Consider the following 19,084-nt stretch of genomic DNA (forward strand, 5'->3'; position numbering starts at 1 on the left):
CTTCCTTTAATTAGCAATTATTTTTCAAATAAATTGTAAAAGCAGATCCCTTGTTTTCCATGCTTTCCACTGTAATTTCCCCATCGTGGGATTCGATGATTTTTTTAACTATATATAGACCGAGCCCGGTACCGCCTGTTTTTCTCGTTCGTGATTGGTCTACACGGTAAAATCGGTCCCAAATTTTTGGCAAGTCTGATTGAGGAATTCCAATCCCTGTATCTGTAATTTTAATAATGATTAATTCTTGTTCTAAATAGGAGCGGATAGATATTTCGCCTTGAGTGGTATATTTAATCGCATTTTCAATTAAATTGTAAAAAACCTGTTCCATTTTTCGCGTATCAAGATAAACCCCAGGAATATCCTTTAAACTCGCTTTTATTTGCAGGTTCTTTTTTTCAGCGGCAGGTTTTAGGTTTGTTATCACCTTTTGGATAATCCAATTAATATCTGTCCATTCCTTTTCTAACTCAAATTTTCCTGCTTGCAGTTTACTCAAGTCAAACAAGTCATTGACAAGATGCGAAATCCGTTTTGTCTCTTCATTGATAATCTTTAGGTACTCACGACGTTCCTCAGTGCTTTTATCAATGCCTTTGATTAGAATATCGCTATAACCCCTAATATAGGTTAATGGAGTGCGAAGCTCATGAGAAACAGCAGCAAGAAAATCATTTCTGCTATTTTCATAATAGTCAAGTTGTTCCCCCAGTGACTGAATAGAGTTTCCCAATTGGGCGATTTCATCACTACCTGTTATAGGAATGTTTTGCCTGTAATTCCCCAATTCCATTTCATTTGTTGCTTCCTTCATCATAAGCAAAGGCTTTGTAAGCCTTCTTGACAATATGCCAATCATTCCGAAAGCCAATAGTAAAATTCCTATACCTACAACAATCATTAATACATTTAATACTATGACAATCTCTCGTAGAATGCCGGAAGGGTAATACATATAAACATAGCCTTCATTTTTTCCAATCGGGGAAACGGTGATTAGATAATTATGATGCTTCCAATCACTTTCTAAGACGATTCCTTCCGTAAGTTTTTTGTCTTTTGCCAGCAAATGCTTCTCTACATCCCGGCTAACATGTATAGAGCCTGAAAGAACCCTTTGACCGGAATCCGTGATTAATACCTTTGTCGTTACTCCTGTTTCCATTCTGACAACATGCTCGATTGTTGGCTGGTTAAATTGCTCCTTTAGAACGATGGCATGATTATTTCCTCTTACCAGCAAGTCCTGTTTAATATAATCAACAAATAAATGGGTAAAGACCCCATACAGGATTGAGCCTAAAATAAACAGCAAAGTAATAAATATTCCACTAAAAAGTAAGCCCAATTTAACGGAAATGCTATTTGTTATTAATAATTTTTTCATTGTATTTGGCTCCTTTTAAATCAGGAGGTATTTGTAATATCATCATACTTTAAAAATATCAAGAAATTAAGGAGAAGCTATTTTATAGTTGTTATTTAAAACGAAAAGGCATAGAGGTATTTAACCACTATGCCTTAACTAGCTATCAATGATTTACCGTCTCATTATGTGGAGAAATAGAATCTGGTTGAACGGTTACAGTATATATAATCCATAAGCCGCCATTACGATAAGTAAATAAACAATGCCGGCGAGGAGCCATTTTCTTATCATTGGGGGCAGCAAGAAGAATTTTAGCGACTCCGTTTAAGGGTGACTGAGCTGAAGCAATTTGTTCAATTACATCATCACAATAAGTATCCCTGCCAATAAGCCCCTTAATCCCTCTAATTTGTCCCTCAATACGGTTAAGACGTAACTCTATATCCCTTTTTGTGCTTTCAGAATATAGCCGGGGTAATTTATTGGTATTCAGTGATTTATCATGTGGCGTATCTAAATGTGGGCAATTCCCCCTCATCACACACCCTCCTACAAACAATATATTACTATACCCCCCTATTGTATATAATACCTTTATCTAACAATTCACTAAATATTCAAATTTCCAATATTGTAAACAGCCAGCTCTTCATAGAAGACTCTCTCTAATTGCTCAAAATTTCATCAATTGCCTTACTTTTTCCCCAGGTAAACTTTCTGGAAGGAATATTATCAATCTTAATTATTTCGAGATCAATATTTTTATAATTTTTATCAAGTGTCCCATTCCATGTTAAATTCCCCATCATATGATGTGAATCTTTATTTGTTGGCAGCCATTCAAATGTTCCCGTATTATTTATATCTGCCCCAAAGGAAATGGAAGCAAGTTGGGATAGATCATACCGTAATAAATCAACCGAATGGGTATTCATAACCACCTCAAAAACTAGTTGGCCGCCGCTGCTTTTTTCCGGCAATAAAGTGGTTTTTATGGCAACTGCTCCTTCCGAATTGGATTTTGTTAATTCACTTTTCATACCTTCAACATTTGGCCTTGCTTTAGCAACATTGGATTGGTTTTGTTTTACTTGATCGGCCATCGACTTGCCTTCTGCCTCATTCCCGTTAATAATTAAATTTGTAGCATAAAAGCCGATTGCCCCAACTGCGAACAGGGCGATTAAAAAAAATATAATCTTGATTCCTTTCATATACTTTGCCTCCCAGATTTCAAAATAAATATTTTTAAAAGCCGGAACCTTGTAAAGGTTACGGCCTTATAAATTAGGACTCTTTTTTCTCTGACTTCAAAAGATGCAAAATTTCTTCCCGAAGCATCTCATTTTCATCTTGAAGATATTTAATCTTTTTATTTAAATTCTTCGTAATATCGGTTTCTTCGTGGTGTTTGTGACCTCCCATATGACCTTTCATACAAAAGATCATCATTAGCGGACAAAGTAAAAGAATTAAATATTGCACCCATTCCACCATAACCACTCCCCTTTTTATCTCTTTAGAATCTTTTTCCCTTTGCCTTATTTTCCAACATATTTGTGCAGTTTTTAAGGAGAGGGAGTGACAACATTTTGAAAGAAAAATCTATTTCTCAACTAATAAATGAGATCATCTGTACCGATGAGATTGTTACACAAAGAATTCCATAAGAACCATTCTGTATCAAATTTTATTGTTTTTTGTACCATTTCTTTTACAAAGTTGGTTATATTATTTTTTAAAGATACTAGGAATTACCTACGGTTCTCCATTAATTCTGCATATTTGTGTTATATACTGACAAAATAAACAAGTTTAAGGAGGTAAATATAGTGAAAATTAAACAAACTACCTTATTTCTTCTTACATTGATCCTTGCGGTATTTTTAGCTGCTTGCTCTAATGGTGGTAATGAGACTGATCATTCAAATATGAATAAAGGTGAGAAAACAGAGCAAGAAAAGAGTACAGGCACTATGGGCCATGAAGGAATGGAAGGAATGAATCATTCAGGTTCAGGTGAAGTTCCAAAAGGTTTAAAGGAAGCAGAGAATCCGACCTTTAAAGTTGGCAGCAAAGCTATTATTCATGCTGACCACATGGAAGGAATGAACGGTGCCGAAGCAACCATCGCAGGAGCATATGATACAACAGTGTATTCAATTTCTTATGATCCAACGACTGGAGGAGAAAGAGTCACTAATCATAAATGGATCATTCATGAAGAAATTAAGGATGCCAGTGACAAGCCGTATAAACCGGGTGATGAAGTGATTGTAGAGGCGGACCATATGAAAGGCATGAAAGGTGCAAAGGCAGTCATTGATTCTGCTCAAAAAACCACTGTTTATATGGTTGATTACACTTCCACAACCGGGGAAAAAGTAACCAATCATAAATGGGTAACAGAAAGCGAACTTTCAGCAAAATAAATCCCCCCAAAAAACACCAGTGAGGCAAGATAGAATCTTGACTTTACTGGTGTTTTTAACTTGCTTCTTACATGATTATTTTAATTTTCCAGATGTGATAATTTGCGCCCAATTCTCTCCCCCATCCTTTGTTTCATAAAGAGATGTATTGAATGTTGAAACAGCTATTTGTTTAGCGTCTTTTTGATTTACCGAAATAGCGGAAGCTGCATCCTCCCCTAAATTCAAACCGATACTTGTCCACGATTCACCCATGTCTTCACTAATCATGACACCTTGATTCATATTACTTATTGAATAGGCAATAATGTCTTTCCCATTCGGCATAAGGGTCATCGCTGTAATGAGGCGGGAATCATCAAATACGTCCCAGGTATTCCCTCCATCCTTAGAAATGAAAACTCCCTCTTCGGTACCAGCCAATAATGTTTTCTCATTTTCTGGGAGGACTAGTAAAGAATATACTTTATGAAGATCACTAGGTAATCCTTTCGGTTCTACCTTGACCCACTTTTCCCCGCCATCTGTACTGCTATATATCCCTGCCCCGTATTGCCCAGTGCCCATTTGGTTGAACCCATAAATAACTTTTGGATCATGATGGTAGGAGGTTAGTAAATGGAAATCAATTTTGCCTGTATATTCGACTTCTTTCCAACTTAATCCTTTATCTTTACTAAGTAATATTCCCATTGGATTCGGGTAATCAGAATTTGTTCCAGGATGACCGCTTGTTATCATCGTTCCGTCCGAACGCAAGTGGAAACCCATCAAATCATCGCTGGCAGCCCCCACTTTATTCCATGTTTTCCCTGTATCTTTTGTCGAGAAAAGCCCTTCATGGGTAGCGAAGTATGTAATACCATCGCTTGACACACCTACACCGTGAATGTCTTCAATCTTTTTACCGCTTTTTACAGGGGTAATTTTCGATTCCCCTGACGATCCGCAAGCGGAGAGAATTAAACTTAAGGACAAAACTGAAAATATAGCTAATTTTTTCATTACTTTCACCTCTAAGTATCTTTTATAATAAAATAATGTTCTTTATGTATGTAATATATCAAAAAAGTATCGAGAATTTGTGCATTTTTCCTCATTGTCATAAAACGCTCAAAATCCAAGTATTTACTTTTAGAATGTATAAAATTTTAGCCATTCTGATATGCACCAAATAAAAAATCGCTTCCTATCTGGAAGCTATTTTTTATATTTTTTCTAAGATTGGCTGCACTGACAGTTTTCCTCGCTACAAGAACAATCCGAAGAACATGAAGGGCATTTTCCTTGTGCCGATCTTTTAATATTTTTAACGAGAACCCCGCCGGCTATTAAAAAAATAACAATTCCTATTATCCAATTAATCATGGTCCATTCCCCCTTTTATGTTTAACCTTTTATTTACCACTAAAGCATTGGACAAACGACTGAAGATGCTTTGGGAAACTTTCTTCTTGTTTATTGAAGATTTCGCTTCCCTCTCCATTTGCCGGAGTGTATGTTTCATTAGATGTTCCTGATTCAAAATACATCCATCTCCTTTTTTTAGAATTGAATATTAATCTATGTTCGAAGTGTATAAAGAATTTGTGCAGAAAGTAACAAGATTTTGTAGCAATTTTATTAACATCCATCTCTTTTAGGTTTGCTATTATTTCATTGATCGTTTACAAAGATTATTCATTTTAACGAAAAAGTTTGCAGGAATTATGGATTTTCACAAAAGTTTAAAGAATACCCTTAATGTTTTTTTGCTGTGATGAACATCACTACATTAAGCTGTTCCAAAGAACTATCATGACAGTGAAAACGAAAGGAGAAATAACAAATGAAGAGATTAATCGCTCTATTCTTCACTAGCATTTTAATGCTGGCATTAGTTCTTACCGGGTGCGGGAAGACATCTGATAACGTTAACGAAAATACAAATAAGAAGACGGAAGCTCCCGCTGCGAATCAGGAAAGTCAGTTTCTATTTACCGCAAATGAGGGTGGAAGCATTTCAAAAATCAGTGTAAAAGACCAAAAAGTTATCTCGACTCTTAAAGTTGACGGAGCTGTTCATAACGTCCAGGTTTCACCTGATGGAAAAGTGGTGGCAGCTACGGTTGTTCCGGAAATGATGCATGGACATGATGATTCCATGGAAATGAAGGGAAAAGCGATCTTCATCGATTCCAATACCGATAAGGTTTTAAAAGAAGTCGAGGTTGGAAACCACCCTGCCCACATCGTCTTTACGGAAAATGGGAAGTATGCCTTAGTAACAAACAATGAAGATAACAACGTTTCCATTATTGATACGAAAAAATATGTAATTGTTCAAACAATCCCAACCGGTAAAGGCCCGCATGGATTTAGAATATCGAAGGACAGCCAATATTCCTATGTGGCAAATATGGGAGAAAACTCAGTCAGTATCTTAAATCTTGAAAGCATGAAAGAGGAGAAAAAAATAGAGGTGGGCACAACACCGGTTACCACAGGAATAACCGATGATAATAAAACTTTAGTAGTTACATTGAATCAAGAAAATGCCCTCGCTATTGTCGATTTAGCTACAAACAAAGTAGACAAAGTAAAGGTCGGCAATGGTCCCGCACAAGTGTACATTCAACAGGATAACCAATTTGCTTATGTTGCGAACCAGGGAACAGAAGATTCCCCGTCTCATTCGTTGTCGAAGGTAGACTTAAAAACGAAACAAGTGGTGGCAACAATTGAAACAGGCAAAGGCTCACATGGTGTGGTAACGAGCCCTGATAATAAACTTTCATATGTAACAAATATGTTTGAAGATACTGTAAGCATCATTGACAATGCTCAAAATAAGGTGATCAAAACAATACAGGTCGGCAATACTCCAAATGGGATTAGTATTACTCCCTAAACTCCGTACAATCAAAAATGACGTGTGAATAATAGTCACACGTCATTTTACTGTTAAAACCAATTTTCGGACAATTGACCCCATTAATGACTCATTCGTTTCTATATTAAGACCTGCCAACTTAATATTTTTTATAGTCTCACGGTTAATATTTGCCCCCCAAAGCCTTACAGTTAAAGGATTTAATAAATCCATGGCAAATCCCGCCCATTTATTGTCGCTTTTCATATGTTCAATCATATTAATGCAGCCGTCTTGTTTGCAAACTCTTTTTAATTCTTGCAAACCTTTAACCGGATCCGGTACCGAACAAAAAACACATGTTGCAACGATTGCATCAAATGTGTTGTCAGGAAAAGGGAGTTCCTGGATATCTCCTTCTACCAATTCTACCGGAAAATTACACTTCATTTTTACCGATTTTTCTTTTGCATATTTCAACATTCCTTGACTGAAATCTATGCCGGTAAGAGAGTTGATAGAATTAGGATAATAAACCAGATTTCCTCCTGTCCCTATTCCAACCTCAAGAACATCACCGGAAATGGTTGAAAGAAGCTCTTGTCTCCAGTGCTCTTTAATCATCCGGTCCATCATGTCATAAATTCGTGATACTCTGTTATATCGATTTTTTATTATTTCATTAACACTCTTCCCCAAGTAAATCACCTCATTTGAAAAAACAACGAAGGAATTCGTTGTTTTTCAAAATAACTTTTATAAGGACCAATAAGTTAATGTATCAAAAATTCCTAAAAGCAACAAAATGATGCCAGCAGCTTTTTGAATGAATGCCCCAAACTTTCTCCCTTTTTTCATGATCGCACCGCTTCCACCGAGATACCAAATGATTAAAATGATAATCCATAATGGAATGGCAGTACCTAGGGCAAATACTGGAGGAAGAATAAATCCATACGGACTTGAGAGCACAACTGGCATTAGGGTAACAAAAAACAGAATAAACATGGTCGGACAAAAGGCTAGTGAAAAACTAAACCCAAGCATAAAGGATCCAAAAGGATTTTCATGTTTGTACTCTTTCGTTCCCTTAAAGAGATTGAACGTCCCTCTAAATTTTATGATCCCTACCATAAATAGTCCCACAAAAATTAATAAGGGTCCCATTATCTTGCGAAGCCATGGAAAAACAAAGGTAAGGTTTTGTTCAATTTCTTTTCCAAGCAGCCAAACCAAAACACCTAATAGAGAAAAGGCAATTATTTTTCCCAGAGTAAAAAAGAAAACATCCTTCCAGGCAATTTTCCGTTGAATCGAACGGTTGCCATAAAGGGTGATGGCACTAATATTCCCTGTCAGCTGGCAGGGGGCAAGGGCTCCTACCAACCCTAGAATTATAGCAAAAATAATCGGCCATGATTCTAAACTATTTGCCATATCAAAAAACGGTTGGCTTAACACTGCACTGATTTTGCTAAATAAATTGTACATGATATCACCTTAAATACCATTTTAATAGAATTAGTCTAACACACAATCGTGCAGGTTTTATGGAGAAAAAATGACGAAATCCAAACCTTTTAAAGACCGTCAGTACATATTCTTGATACAAGAACAATATAAATTGCTTTTTTTGTAAAAAATCAGGGAACTATTCTTCTATCATTATGGTATAAACATTGTATAGGTGGTGGAAATATGAAAACAATTCTTCTTGTCGATGATGAAACTCGAATGCTTGACCTTTTGGGCCTTTACCTCACACCAAACGGCTACCGATGTATCAAAGCCGAATCCGGTAAACAGGCGTTAAATTTTCTACAAAAAGAAAAAATTGACCTGGTTATTCTCGATGTGATGATGCCTGAAATGGACGGCTGGATGACCTCCGAAAAAATCCGTGAGTTTTCAGATGTCCCAATTATCATGCTGACGGCCCGAAGTGAAACGGCAGACGTAGTGAAAGGGCTAAAAAAAGGTGCAGATGATTATATAACCAAACCATTTCACGAGGCAGAACTTTTAGCTAGAGTGGAAGCACTTTTAAGAAGAACCGGTCAAGACAACGATCATCATTTAATGTTTAAAGGACTGGAATGGAAAGAAGATTCAGTTGAATTAAAATATCAAAACCAGCCTGTTTCGGTCACTCCAAAAGAATTTGCTCTGATTGGTTTATTTTTAAAAAATCCACAAAAGGTATTCTCCCGTGAGCATTTACTTTCAACGATTTGGGGCCTAGAATCCAATATTGACGATCGCACCATTGATTCCCATATTCGTAACCTACGGGATAAATTACGTCATGCCGGGTTTCCGATTAATCAGCATCTTTTCACTGTATGGGGAGTCGGCTATAAATGGGTTAATGAGGGATCGGAATCGCAACGGAGTAAATCATGAAAATTTCCATTAAATTCGGTTTATGGTTCTTTTTCTGCATATTAGTTATCGAAGTTTTTTCGATGGGGTTTCTTCACAACAATTTAGTTCATTCTCAAGTGGACCGGGAAATACACGCACTGCAGGCTAGGGGAAACAGTCATCGTGCTGTCTTAGAAATTAGTGCAGACCCCTCCACGCTGCATCATATTGGTTTAATGGAATCCCACACGGATACAGAGGTCGTGATTACAGATACAAAGGGAAATGTTCTGGTTTCTTCTGGAAATATGGATAGCAATATTCAGGCGGTATTAAAAAAGCCAATCCTAGACCTTCCGCGAAATGGAAGTATCATAGAAGATGATTGGCAAAGGGAACCTTATATCGCAACTGTGACAGCTTTTAAAAGCAATGGAAATAAAGCGGGATATGTTTACATGTTCAAGAACACTGCTGAGGTTCAAAAACTTATCACACAGTTGAATAAGCATTTTCTTTTGGCCTCTTTATTAATTCTCTTCTTTATTTTGATTACGATTTTCTTTTTATCAAAGGTTTTAACGAAGCCGCTAATATCGATGACAAAAGCAACTAAGAAATTGAGCAAAGGGGATTTTTCCGTTACTCTTCCGACACCTTCAAAGGATGAATTAGGGGAACTGGCCCTATCGATTCAGACTTTAGCAAATGATCTAAATCACCTAAAAAAAGAACGAAATGAATTTTTGGCCAGTATTTCACACGAACTGCGAACGCCGCTGACCTATATTAGCGGATACGCTGATATCGCCAGCAGACAGGGCCTGGATGAAAAGGACAGGGCCCAATACCTGAATATCATCCAGGAAGAATCCCGGCGTGTCAGCGAATTACTGAAGGAGTTATTCGACCTTGCGAAATTGGACCAGAACACATTTTCCATCACAAAAGAAAAAATGGAATTATTTATTTTTTTAAAATCAGTCTATGATAAAGTGCTGCCTGCTTTTAAGAATAAAGGAAACGATTTATTGATAAATTGTCCTAAAAATTTATCTGTTGACCTGGATCCTGCCCGGTTTGAGCAAGTCATCTTGAATTTGCTTGATAACAGTCTTAAATACTCAAAGGAAGGTGCCACAACCTTTATCAAAGTGGCGGAAAATAACGAGACCATTCAAATAACTATTCAGGATCAGGGGATTGGCATCCCCCCAGAGGATCTTCCTTATATTTTTGACCGCTTGTACAGAGTGGATAAATCCCGATCAAGGGCAACCGGCGGCTTTGGTTTGGGCCTTTCGATTGTCAAGCAATTAGTGGAAGCACACGGCGGAGAAATTACGGTTGAAAGTAAAGTGGGGCAGGGCACTTGTTTCATCATAATATTAAGGAAATAAATAAAGGCAGCAGGAAATTGGTACTCCTCCCTGCTGCCTTGTCCTGCTTTATACATTTTTTTGCTTAATTTGCTACACGTTTCTGTTCATCATTTTCAGACTTTTTATAACCATCAGCCCAGAAATCTGCATTCTTGATACCCAGTTTAGTTGAATTGAACTCTGGATCCAGCCCTTGCTTCAGCTGTGCTTCATAATCCTTTAAAGCAATATGTGCTGGTTTGAATAATAAAAGAATGGCCAGCAAGTTCAACCATACCATGATTCCAAGTCCGATATCCCCCATGGCCCACGCGGTTGCTGCTGTTTTTACAGACCCATAGAAAGTAGCACCTAAAAGGACAATCTTTAAAACTGTCATAGACAACTTCCTATTTTTACCCTTTACTAAATATGCTAGATTAGTTTCCGCAATATAGTAGTAGGCAAATATGGTTGTAAAAGCAAAGAAGAATAAAGCGATAGCAATGAATCCTGAACCTAATCCAGGCAGGATGGTATCAACTGCCGCTTGCGTGAAAGCAGGACCACTCTCCACTCCCTTGAGGTGCTCAACTAGGATTTTGCCAGTTTTTTCATTAATGGTATTATACGAATTTGTAAATAAAATCATAAGTGCAGTCGATGTAACTACTAGGAATACATCAAGATAAATCGAAAATGCTTGTACAAGTCCTTGTTTTGCCGGGTGTGATACTTCTGCTGCCGCTGCGGGGTGGGCACCTGTACCTTGTCCTGCTTCATTCGCATATAGACCGCGTTTTACACCCCACATGATCGTCGAACCGAGAATTCCGCCAAACATTTCCTCTGCTCCGAAAGCACTCTTAAAAATAAGGGAAAATACTTCTGGAATTCTATCAAAATTAACCGCAATAATGGCAATAGCAATCAATAAATATGCACCAGCCATAAACGGCACGACAAATTCTGCCACTCTAGCAATCCGCTTAACCCCGCCAAAAATAATAAGACCCATTAGGACCACAACTACTAAACCAGTAACCTTCCTGTCAATGCCAAATGCATTGCTGATGCCCTCTGCGATGGAGTTTGCCTGAATACCCGGCATCAATACAGCCATAGCAAGGAGAGTGGCAATCGCAAAAATAACCGCAAACCATTTCCATCCAAGCCCTTTTTCAATATAGAAGGCCGGACCGCCTCGATACTCTCCGTCTTGTTTTTCCTTGTAAATTTGCGCAAGTGTGGATTCCACAAAAGCAGATGCTGCACCAATAAAGGTAATCACCCACATCCAAAACACAGAACCTGGTCCTCCAAAGGCAATTCCCGTTGCCGTTCCAGCAATGTTACCGACACCTATACGGCCTGATAATGACATGGCCAATGCTTGAAAGGAAGATACCCCCTCATTGGAACTCTTACCGGAAGAGATTAAACGAATCATTTCTTTAAAATGACGAATTTGCAAAAATCCGGTGCGGACACTAAAGTACAGCCCTACCGCAACGATGAAGACGATGAGTGGCGGGCTCCATAAATAACCTGTAATGCTTGTGACCAGTTTCTCAAACATAAAATTCCCCCTTTGTTATGTACTACAAATTTTCTCCTCAAAGATGTTATATAACAAGGTGATAAAAAAATTATAAATTAATTGAAGATAATATTTCAATAGAATATTTCATCTATTTAGATTTTACTGAAATATCTTTATATATTGACCTTTGGACTATTTTGGTTTATTTGAACCTTGCAAAAGACCTTTCAAGATTAATTTGGACGAATTAAAGCTTAAGTTAACAAGATTACCTTCTTTATCCTCATACTTTCGTCATTCTCGGGGAAATTTATTAAGGGTTTCTTTATAAAACAAATTGCTGCTTTCATTCTCTGCAAAGGAGTGGTTGTCATTCATGACAATACAGGTAATAGTATGAACAGGGACTCATTGAAATGGCTGCTGGTGTCTACTTTAAAAGGAATCTCTCAAGTAATTTTAATTGAAAATGCCATCTCTGGGTTTATTATTCTGGCTGCAATCACCATCGCCTCCGTTTCTCTAGGGGTGGTCACACTTTTATCCGCTGTTATCGGAACTTTAATCGGAAAAATTGGCGGGGCTAGTGCAGAAAGCGTCAATCAGGGGTTATATGGATATAACTCAGTACTCACTGGGATGGCCCTTTCCTTATTTTTAAGCGGTGATGACCGATTTCTCATTGCATTGGTTGGCGCTGCCATTGCATCCGTTTTTACAGCAGCGATGGCCCATTTCATGCGGAAATCGCAATCGGAAATTCCCGTTCTCACGTTCCCTTTTATCGTCCTAACCTGGTTTTTGCTGCTGACTACTTACCGCCTGGTATCATTTAAGATTAGCCCAAATCTCACCCCGCAATCTTTATCTAATTGGACGTTAAATATCAAAGGGGAGACAGATTGGCTTGATGGTGCAGTAAATGGAATTGGACAAATTTTTTTCCTTGATAACAACTTTTCTGGAGTATTACTTTTTATCGCTGTATTCTGGGCCGGATGGAGATTGGGAGTTTACGCTATAGTTGGAAATGCAGCAGCATTATTAACATCGTACGGTCTTGGGGGAGAGCATCATCTAATTTTTATGGGGCTTTATGGGTACAATGCCATTTTAACAATAATTGCTGTAGCCATTGTTTTTAAGGAAACTGCCCGGTATCCGCTATTAACCGGTATTATCGCCGCCTGTTTAACTGTTCCCATTACCGGTAGTGTCGTGACCTGGCTTTTACCTTATGGACTACCGGCATTAACAATGCCTTTCGTATTATGCACATGGGTGTTTCTTGCTGCAAGAAAGATTATGCCAAGAATCTAAATGGAAACTCGCCGATTGGCGAGTCCGATAGGACGAAGACAGAGGCGTAGTTGAATTTATGCGTTAAGAAAGTTTAAAGCTTTCGACAGAAAGTTTATACTTTCTTATTAGCTAAAAAAATAAGGATGCCCTTTTTGGACATCCTTTTACCGTTACTCGAGATGCTCTTGCATCATACCATAGACCTGACTTTCAACAGCACTTAAATGCTCTTCTTCAATCTTTTGTTTAGGATGCGGCTGGTACCAATGGATTTTATCATCTTTAACCATTCCCTTATACTCTTGACCCTCAATACTTAGTGAGAAATGCGGGTGTTTCCGGACTGAATCCTCAAATAAATGGTTGACTTCGAAATTTTCAAACATGCCCTTAACCTCCTTTTTTCAATTAGAGTTTTTCCATAAACTTAAAGACGTATGCGGAGGTTACATCCAAAGGTTAAATAAACCATCATTTACGCCTAGATTATACATATAGTAAAACCCAAACACAGTACTTACAGCGCCTGTAGTTAAAATCAAGGCCTTACTTGTAACCATTTGTTTCATACTCATAATGAACGGAATGCCAATAATTGTTGTAAAAATTAACATGCCAATGACCGTACCTATGCCAAACACGATAATATATAATGCTCCCTGCCACACCGAATGAACCGTGCTCATCGTCAGCAGCACCATCGCCGCACTGCCGGCAAGCCCGTGAACAAATCCGATGAATAAGGATTTATAATATCTCCCCCGATTTACACTCGCAGGATTATGTACGTGGCCATGTTCTCGGTGAGGCGTGCGGTTTTTTCGAATCGATAACATCGCTGCGACACCTAAGTATACCAGCATAATTCCTACCAAAAATTCCAACGTCATGGCCCATTTTTCTGGAATATCATTTTTCATTAGAATTAAAAAAATCCCAATAATAAATAGTGTGGCTGTATGCCCAATTCCCCAAAAAACGCCGGCAAGCGATGCATGCCAAAGTTTTTTGCTCTGGCTTGCAATCGTCGAAACTGCAATCACATGATCCGGTTCAATCGCATGCCTAATGCCCAAAATAAACCCTAACGCCAATACCGAAAAAAAGGTAACATCCATTTTCTTTCCTCCCCAAACTTACTTTTATCTATCTATTAAAAACCCGGCAGCCATTTTGGTTTACCGGGTTAACTATCAATATTTTCTAAGAAAGCTTGGTTTCCTGCTAAACCATTCCTGGCTAATCATCCGATGAATGTCCGAAAAAATTTTTTCAATCACCTGAGTGGAATTCGCAAACACACGTAACGTAAATCCTGGGACCGGCAGTGAGGACAGTCCAACTTTATAATCATTTGTATTCATTTCAATTGCCAAATATAACTGGTCAAGCAAGGAACTGCCGGACTGCGTCCCAACCACAAGCATCGAACCCAAGTGGGAATACCCCTCCATAAAACCGAGACCACGTAAATTTTGTTGGGATGGTTTTAATTTTATATGGTCGTAAACTACTAGTTCATCATCAATGTAAATCTCATTCAACAATTGGATGGTTTCATAGCTGAAATGTTCTCCTTCCGGTGACCAGCCAGGGGTAATGATGTCCGAATAAAGAAAAGTGGCAGTTTTGTCCATCCGAATTACATTTTTTTGTTTATATTTCGCATTCTGGTAAGCAATTAACGGATCAGGAATAAACTCAAGGTAGCTGCCTGCCTGAAGAGTAATCTCTGATTCCTGGTAGGCATGCCTATTCGGTGTTTTATAAATCTTTGTGGCTCCTTGTGTGGTTAACGTCATCCTGGCATTCTCACCGAGGGAAACCTTCATTTGATAGCGGTCACCATCCAAATAGCCGCCGCCAGGATTTAATAAATAATAGCAGGCCTGACCGGAATTATCATGGTAAATAGGGCGCATTACTTTAAATGCGCCCTGAAAATACACATTTTTCGCGACAGTCTTTCCTTTCCGTTCCTCTGCTTCGAGATGAAGAACACCTGTCCAGTCCTTCATGGTTAGGCCAATCCTTTTAATAATGCATTTTCCTTTAACCAATCAATCACATGATCCAGCCCTGAATCATCTTTTAGATTGGTAAAGACAAATGGTTTGTCACCGCGGAAAACCTTTGTATCTGACTCCATGACGTCAAGCCTGGCTCCGACATGCGGGGCTAAATCGGTCTTGTTGATAATAAATAAATCAGATTTAATCATTCCTTGCCCGCCCTTGCGCGGAATTTTTTCTCCTTGAGCCACATCAATAATATAGATGGAGAAGTCGACCAATTCCGGGCTGAAGGTGGCTGCCAGATTATCGCCGCCGCTTTCCACAAAAATCAGCTCGACATCCGGATGTTTTTCTTTTAGTTCGTTGATTGCCGCAAAATTCATTGATGCATCCTCACGAATGGCCGTATGCGGGCAGCCGCCGGTCTCCACGCCAATAATCCGGTCGGAGGGAAGTACGCCGTTTTGCATTAAAAATTTAGCATCTTCCTTTGTATAAATGTCGTTTGTCACAACTGCCATGCTAATTTCATCATTCAATTTACGTGTTAATTTTTCCACTAACATCGTTTTTCCTGCCCCAACAGGGCCGCCTACACCGATTTTAATTGGATCCATAATGAAAACATCCTTTCTTTTTTTATGACATGAAAATTCGTATATTCACACGTTCATGCCTCATTTGGGATAATTCGATACCAGGTGAGACAATGCCAAAGTCCTCTTCATCCATCTGACCTATTTTTTCAACAGCTGCTATTAAAACAGGCTGAATATCATGAAGGATTCTCTGACCTGCCGTCTGCCCTAATGGAATCCCTCGTACGGCATTTTGAACAATGCTGGATACAACTGAATAAAGGTAAAATAAAACAGTTGTTGGTTTTGGTACACCAAGATAATGGGCTGCCATCGTAAAGACAATCGCAGGATGACCAAAAGATTGCTTTGCGCTAATCCTTTTTCTATAAATTGCTAGAACAGGTGCATCATATAAAGACTGAACAAGCTCTAACATCCGCTCACCCATTCTTTGGCTGCCCTCCCGCGTTTCCCGCGGCAAATTTTGGACAGTCAATAATCGATCCAGCTTCCAGACTTTAGCAAAATCATCCTCTTCCAATGCCTGATATACAAGGAGACTTGCCAGCCCATCTGAATAGATGAGCTGCTCGTCAATATAAACCTGCAGCCATTGTGAAAAGGTGTCAGAATTATGAACCGTATTCTCTTGGATATAGCTTTCCAAACCGTAGGAATGACTAAAGGCTCCTGTTGGAAAATTGGAATCACAAAGCTGAAACAATGCTAATAATTTACTCTCCATGACTATGACCAATATGGCGAAACGCCTGCTTCACTTTTCGATTTTCCCGTTTATAGGGAATCTCCAGCTCCTTTAGCAGGTCTTCTACAAGGTAATCGTATTGGACCATCATCTCATCACCCTCAAATTGGGCTGGAAGGTGCCTATTACCCAATTGATGCGCGATGGTCCCCATTTCTTTCAAATTGCGGGGACTAATGACGATTAAATCATCAGCAATTACGTCAACGACAATCATATTTTTTTCATCCAAAAACAACACATCTCCGGCCACAAGGTCACGTGGATCCTTCAGACGAATGCCGATTTCCCGGCCGTGGTCAGTTTTAACTCGCTGAACACGTTTCACGAGATGATCACTTTCGAGGTATACTTTTTCAATATGGCGTCTGAATATTTCTTCCTTTTCCATATTTTCAATATTGGTTTCAATTCGTTCAATTAACATGCCTTTTCACCTCAAAATAGGAAATATCTTTGGGCCATCGGTAATTTTTCAGCTGGCTCACATGTGATATGCTCCCCGTTCACTCTTACCTCATATGTTTGCGGATCTACGGAAAGCTCAGGTGTTTCCGAATTAAGCTTCATGTCTTTTTTGGTTAGCTTCCGGATTCCGTGGACAGGCAGAATTACTTTTTCCAAGCCAAGCTTTTCGTGAACTTTACCTTCATAAGCTGCCTGAGACACAAACGTAATCGAGCTCTTCGCCAAGGCTTTTCCAGTGGCTGCATACATCGGCCGGCAAACTACCGGCTGCGGTGTTGGAATAGAAGCATTGGCATCCCCCATCATCCCCATTACAATGAAGCCGCTTTTTATTACCAATTCCGGTTTCACCCCGAAGAATGCGGGTGACCAAATGACAAGGTCAGCGATTTTCCCTACTTCAATCGACCCGACATAATCTGCAATCCCATGGGTAATCGCTGGGTTAATCGTATATTTTGCAATATAACGCTTGGCCCGGTTATTATCAGATAGTTTGCTGTCACCTTGCAAGGAGCCTCTTTGCAGTTTCATCTTGTCGGCCACCTGCCAGGTTCGGGTGACCACCTCGCCAACCCGGCCCATTGCCTGAGCATCGGAACTGGTCATGCTAAAAACCCCCATATCCTGCAGGATATCTTCAGCAGCAATCGTTTCCTTTCTAATCCTGGAATCGGCAAAGGCAATATCTTCAGGTACGGAAGGATTCAAATGGTGGCAAACCATCAGCATGTCAAGATGCTCATCAATTGTATTGATGGTATATGGAAGCGTCGGATTTGTGGAGGACGGCAGGACATTCATAAAGCTTGCCGATTTAATCAAATCAGGTGCATGCCCGCCTCCGGCGCCTTCCGTATGATACATGTGAATGACCCGGTCCTTAATCGCCGCCATCGTATTTTCAACAAATCCTGCTTCATTTAAGGTGTCTGCGTGAAGTGCCACTTGCACATCATATTGATCCGCTACCTGCAAAGCATGGTCAAGGGCTGAAGGTGTAGCACCCCAGTCTTCGTGAACCTTAAGTCCAATCACACCGGCCCGTACTTGTTCAGCCAGCGGTTCTTCGGTTGCCGCTTGGCCTTTTCCGGTCAAACCAACATTGATCGGCAGGCCCTCGACTGCCTCAAGCATGCGATGGATATTCCATTCCCCCGGTGTAACCGTTGTCGCCCTTGAACCTGCAGATGGACCTGTGCCACCGCCAATTAAAGTAGTAAGCCCCGCTGAAAGGGCAACAGGCACCTGTTCCGGATTAATAAAATGGACGTGTGTGTCAATGCCGCCTGCTGTCACAATCATTCCTTCACCGGCAATGATTTCAGTGGAAGCCCCGATGACGATATCAACCCCATCCATCACCAGCGGATTTCCCGCTTTTCCGATTCCGGAAATTTTCCCGTCACGAATCGCTAGATCTGCTTTAAAAATTCCGGTGTAATCTAATATAACTGCATTAGTTATCACGACATCAGGTATCCCATCGCCGCGGGTGACAAGCGGATGCTGTCCCATTCCGTCGCGGATGACCTTTCCGCCTCCAAAGACGACCTCTTCTCCATAGGTGGTAAAATCCTTTTCAATCTGAATGATTAAATTGGTATCCGCTAGACGAATCGAATCTCCAGTAGTTGGCCCAAACATCTGGGCATATTGCTTGCGCGGCATTTCAAAACTCATTTTCCACACCCACTTTCAACGGACCCATCGGTTTTATTATTAAATCCATAAACCTTTTGTTCCCCTCCAAAGCAAACCAATTCTACTTCTTTTTCATCACCTGGTTCGAAACGAACTGCTGCCCCAGCAGGAATATTTAGCCGTTTTCCAAAAGCGTCCTCCCTATTAAACTTCAGGGCATCATTTACTTCAAAGAAATGATAGTGCGAACCGATTTGGACCGGCCGGTCTCCTGTATTAGTTACTCTGACCCTGTGTATTTCACGGCCCTCATTGCAGATGATTGGTTCCTCTTTTAAAAATAACTGACCTGGTTCCCATTCCATTTGATTATCCCTCCTGCTGC

General features: G+C 39.6%; 22 protein-coding genes. 5 read left to right on the plus strand and 17 right to left on the minus strand.

Annotated elements, in window-relative coordinates:
• Positions 1-10 precede the first annotated feature (10 nt).
• The 4 genes from V5M37_RS25120 to V5M37_RS25135 form a co-directional block, all read right to left on the minus strand.
• Positions 11-1,390 carry a sensor histidine kinase gene (locus tag V5M37_RS25120; RefSeq protein ID WP_423799618.1) on the minus strand — a complete coding sequence of 460 codons (1,380 nt, stop codon included), beginning with the start codon at positions 1,388-1,390 and terminating at the stop codon, positions 11-13.
• A 145-nt stretch (positions 1,391-1,535) separates the two neighbouring features.
• Complete coding sequence (locus tag V5M37_RS25125) at positions 1,536-1,910, minus strand: metal-sensing transcriptional repressor (protein WP_423799619.1); 375 nt, start codon at positions 1,908-1,910, stop codon at positions 1,536-1,538.
• A 127-nt stretch (positions 1,911-2,037) separates the two neighbouring features.
• Positions 2,038-2,586, minus strand: a complete 549-nt coding sequence (locus V5M37_RS25130; RefSeq protein ID WP_423799620.1) for a hypothetical protein — start codon at positions 2,584-2,586, stop codon at positions 2,038-2,040.
• A gap of 73 nt (positions 2,587-2,659) precedes the next feature.
• Positions 2,660-2,869 carry a DUF2933 domain-containing protein gene (locus V5M37_RS25135; protein WP_423799621.1) on the minus strand — a complete coding sequence of 70 codons (210 nt, stop codon included), beginning with the start codon at positions 2,867-2,869 and terminating at the stop codon, positions 2,660-2,662.
• A 335-nt stretch (positions 2,870-3,204) separates the two neighbouring features.
• Between V5M37_RS25135 and V5M37_RS25140 the strand changes: the two genes are divergently transcribed.
• Positions 3,205-3,804 (plus strand): YdhK family protein, encoded by a 600-nt coding sequence (locus tag V5M37_RS25140; RefSeq protein WP_423799622.1) that lies wholly within the window; start codon positions 3,205-3,207, stop codon positions 3,802-3,804.
• A 75-nt stretch (positions 3,805-3,879) separates the two neighbouring features.
• On the opposite strand, the gene V5M37_RS25145 is transcribed toward V5M37_RS25140, so the two are convergent.
• Both V5M37_RS25145 and V5M37_RS25150 read right to left on the minus strand, forming a co-directional pair.
• On the minus strand, positions 3,880-4,809 hold the full coding sequence (locus V5M37_RS25145; RefSeq protein ID WP_423799623.1) for a F510_1955 family glycosylhydrolase: 930 nt from the start codon (positions 4,807-4,809) through the stop codon (positions 3,880-3,882).
• A 213-nt stretch (positions 4,810-5,022) separates the two neighbouring features.
• Positions 5,023-5,172, minus strand: a complete 150-nt coding sequence (locus V5M37_RS25150; protein WP_423799624.1) for a FeoB-associated Cys-rich membrane protein — start codon at positions 5,170-5,172, stop codon at positions 5,023-5,025.
• Positions 5,173-5,632: 460 nt separating this feature from the next.
• Between V5M37_RS25150 and V5M37_RS25155 the strand changes: the two genes are divergently transcribed.
• Positions 5,633-6,694, plus strand: a complete 1,062-nt coding sequence (locus tag V5M37_RS25155) for a beta-propeller fold lactonase family protein (protein ID WP_423799625.1) — start codon at positions 5,633-5,635, stop codon at positions 6,692-6,694.
• Between the two features lie 42 nt (positions 6,695-6,736).
• Here V5M37_RS25155 and V5M37_RS25160 read toward each other — a convergent pair whose 3' ends face one another.
• Together V5M37_RS25160 and V5M37_RS25165 are read right to left on the minus strand one after the other, a co-directional pair.
• Positions 6,737-7,363: a class I SAM-dependent methyltransferase gene (locus tag V5M37_RS25160; protein ID WP_423799626.1), complete on the minus strand. Its 627-nt coding sequence runs from the start codon at positions 7,361-7,363 to the stop codon at positions 6,737-6,739.
• A gap of 48 nt (positions 7,364-7,411) precedes the next feature.
• Entirely contained in the window at positions 7,412-8,146 is a 735-nt protein-coding gene (locus V5M37_RS25165) for a sulfite exporter TauE/SafE family protein (protein ID WP_423799627.1), read from the minus strand.
• 207 nt (positions 8,147-8,353) lie between these two features.
• Between V5M37_RS25165 and V5M37_RS25170 the strand changes: the two genes are divergently transcribed.
• Both V5M37_RS25170 and V5M37_RS25175 read left to right on the plus strand, forming a co-directional pair.
• Positions 8,354-9,058 (plus strand): response regulator transcription factor, encoded by a 705-nt coding sequence (locus tag V5M37_RS25170; RefSeq protein WP_423799628.1) that lies wholly within the window; start codon positions 8,354-8,356, stop codon positions 9,056-9,058.
• Entirely contained in the window at positions 9,055-10,419 is a 1,365-nt protein-coding gene (locus V5M37_RS25175; RefSeq protein WP_423799629.1) for a sensor histidine kinase, read from the plus strand. The genes V5M37_RS25170 and V5M37_RS25175 overlap by 4 nt, the downstream gene beginning before the upstream one ends.
• A 64-nt stretch (positions 10,420-10,483) precedes the next feature.
• Here the strand turns inward: V5M37_RS25175 and V5M37_RS25180 are convergent, their stop codons facing one another.
• Positions 10,484-11,959: an alanine/glycine:cation symporter family protein gene (locus V5M37_RS25180; protein WP_423799630.1), complete on the minus strand. Its 1,476-nt coding sequence runs from the start codon at positions 11,957-11,959 to the stop codon at positions 10,484-10,486.
• A gap of 360 nt (positions 11,960-12,319) precedes the next feature.
• On the opposite strand from V5M37_RS25180, the gene V5M37_RS25185 reads away from it, so the two are divergent.
• Positions 12,320-13,243 (plus strand): urea transporter, encoded by a 924-nt coding sequence (locus V5M37_RS25185; protein WP_423799631.1) that lies wholly within the window; start codon positions 12,320-12,322, stop codon positions 13,241-13,243.
• Between the two features lie 152 nt (positions 13,244-13,395).
• Here V5M37_RS25185 and V5M37_RS25190 read toward each other — a convergent pair whose 3' ends face one another.
• From V5M37_RS25190 to ureB, 8 genes are all read right to left on the minus strand, one after another.
• Positions 13,396-13,611, minus strand: coding sequence for a hypothetical protein (locus V5M37_RS25190; RefSeq protein ID WP_423799632.1), 216 nt, complete (start codon positions 13,609-13,611; stop codon positions 13,396-13,398).
• A gap of 60 nt (positions 13,612-13,671) precedes the next feature.
• A complete protein-coding gene (locus tag V5M37_RS25195) occupies positions 13,672-14,343 on the minus strand; it encodes a sulfite exporter TauE/SafE family protein (protein WP_423799633.1) in 672 nt (223 codons plus the stop codon).
• A 75-nt stretch (positions 14,344-14,418) separates the two neighbouring features.
• The gene (locus V5M37_RS25200) at positions 14,419-15,243 is read right to left on the minus strand and encodes an urease accessory protein UreD (protein WP_423799634.1); all 825 of its coding nucleotides are present in this window, start codon (positions 15,241-15,243) and stop codon (positions 14,419-14,421) included.
• Between the two features lie 2 nt (positions 15,244-15,245).
• Positions 15,246-15,857 (minus strand): urease accessory protein UreG, encoded by a 612-nt coding sequence (gene ureG / locus V5M37_RS25205; RefSeq protein ID WP_423799635.1) that lies wholly within the window; start codon positions 15,855-15,857, stop codon positions 15,246-15,248.
• Positions 15,858-15,879: 22 nt separating this feature from the next.
• Positions 15,880-16,566, minus strand: a complete 687-nt coding sequence (locus tag V5M37_RS25210) for an urease accessory protein UreF (protein WP_423802684.1) — start codon at positions 16,564-16,566, stop codon at positions 15,880-15,882.
• Positions 16,556-17,014 carry an urease accessory protein UreE gene (gene ureE, locus V5M37_RS25215; protein WP_378583165.1) on the minus strand — a complete coding sequence of 153 codons (459 nt, stop codon included), beginning with the start codon at positions 17,012-17,014 and terminating at the stop codon, positions 16,556-16,558. The genes V5M37_RS25210 and ureE overlap by 11 nt, the downstream gene beginning before the upstream one ends.
• Before the next feature lie 11 nt (positions 17,015-17,025).
• Positions 17,026-18,738, minus strand: coding sequence for an urease subunit alpha (gene ureC / locus V5M37_RS25220; RefSeq protein WP_423799636.1), 1,713 nt, complete (start codon positions 18,736-18,738; stop codon positions 17,026-17,028).
• A complete protein-coding gene (ureB, locus tag V5M37_RS25225; RefSeq protein WP_423799637.1) occupies positions 18,735-19,064 on the minus strand; it encodes an urease subunit beta in 330 nt (109 codons plus the stop codon). The genes ureC and ureB overlap by 4 nt, the downstream gene beginning before the upstream one ends.
• Between the last annotated feature and the right edge of the window lie 20 nt (positions 19,065-19,084).

It is taken from the genome of Neobacillus sp. SAB-20_R2A, from assembly GCF_049568635.1.
GTDB lineage: Bacteria > Bacillota > Bacilli > Bacillales > Cytobacillaceae > Neobacillus > Neobacillus citreus.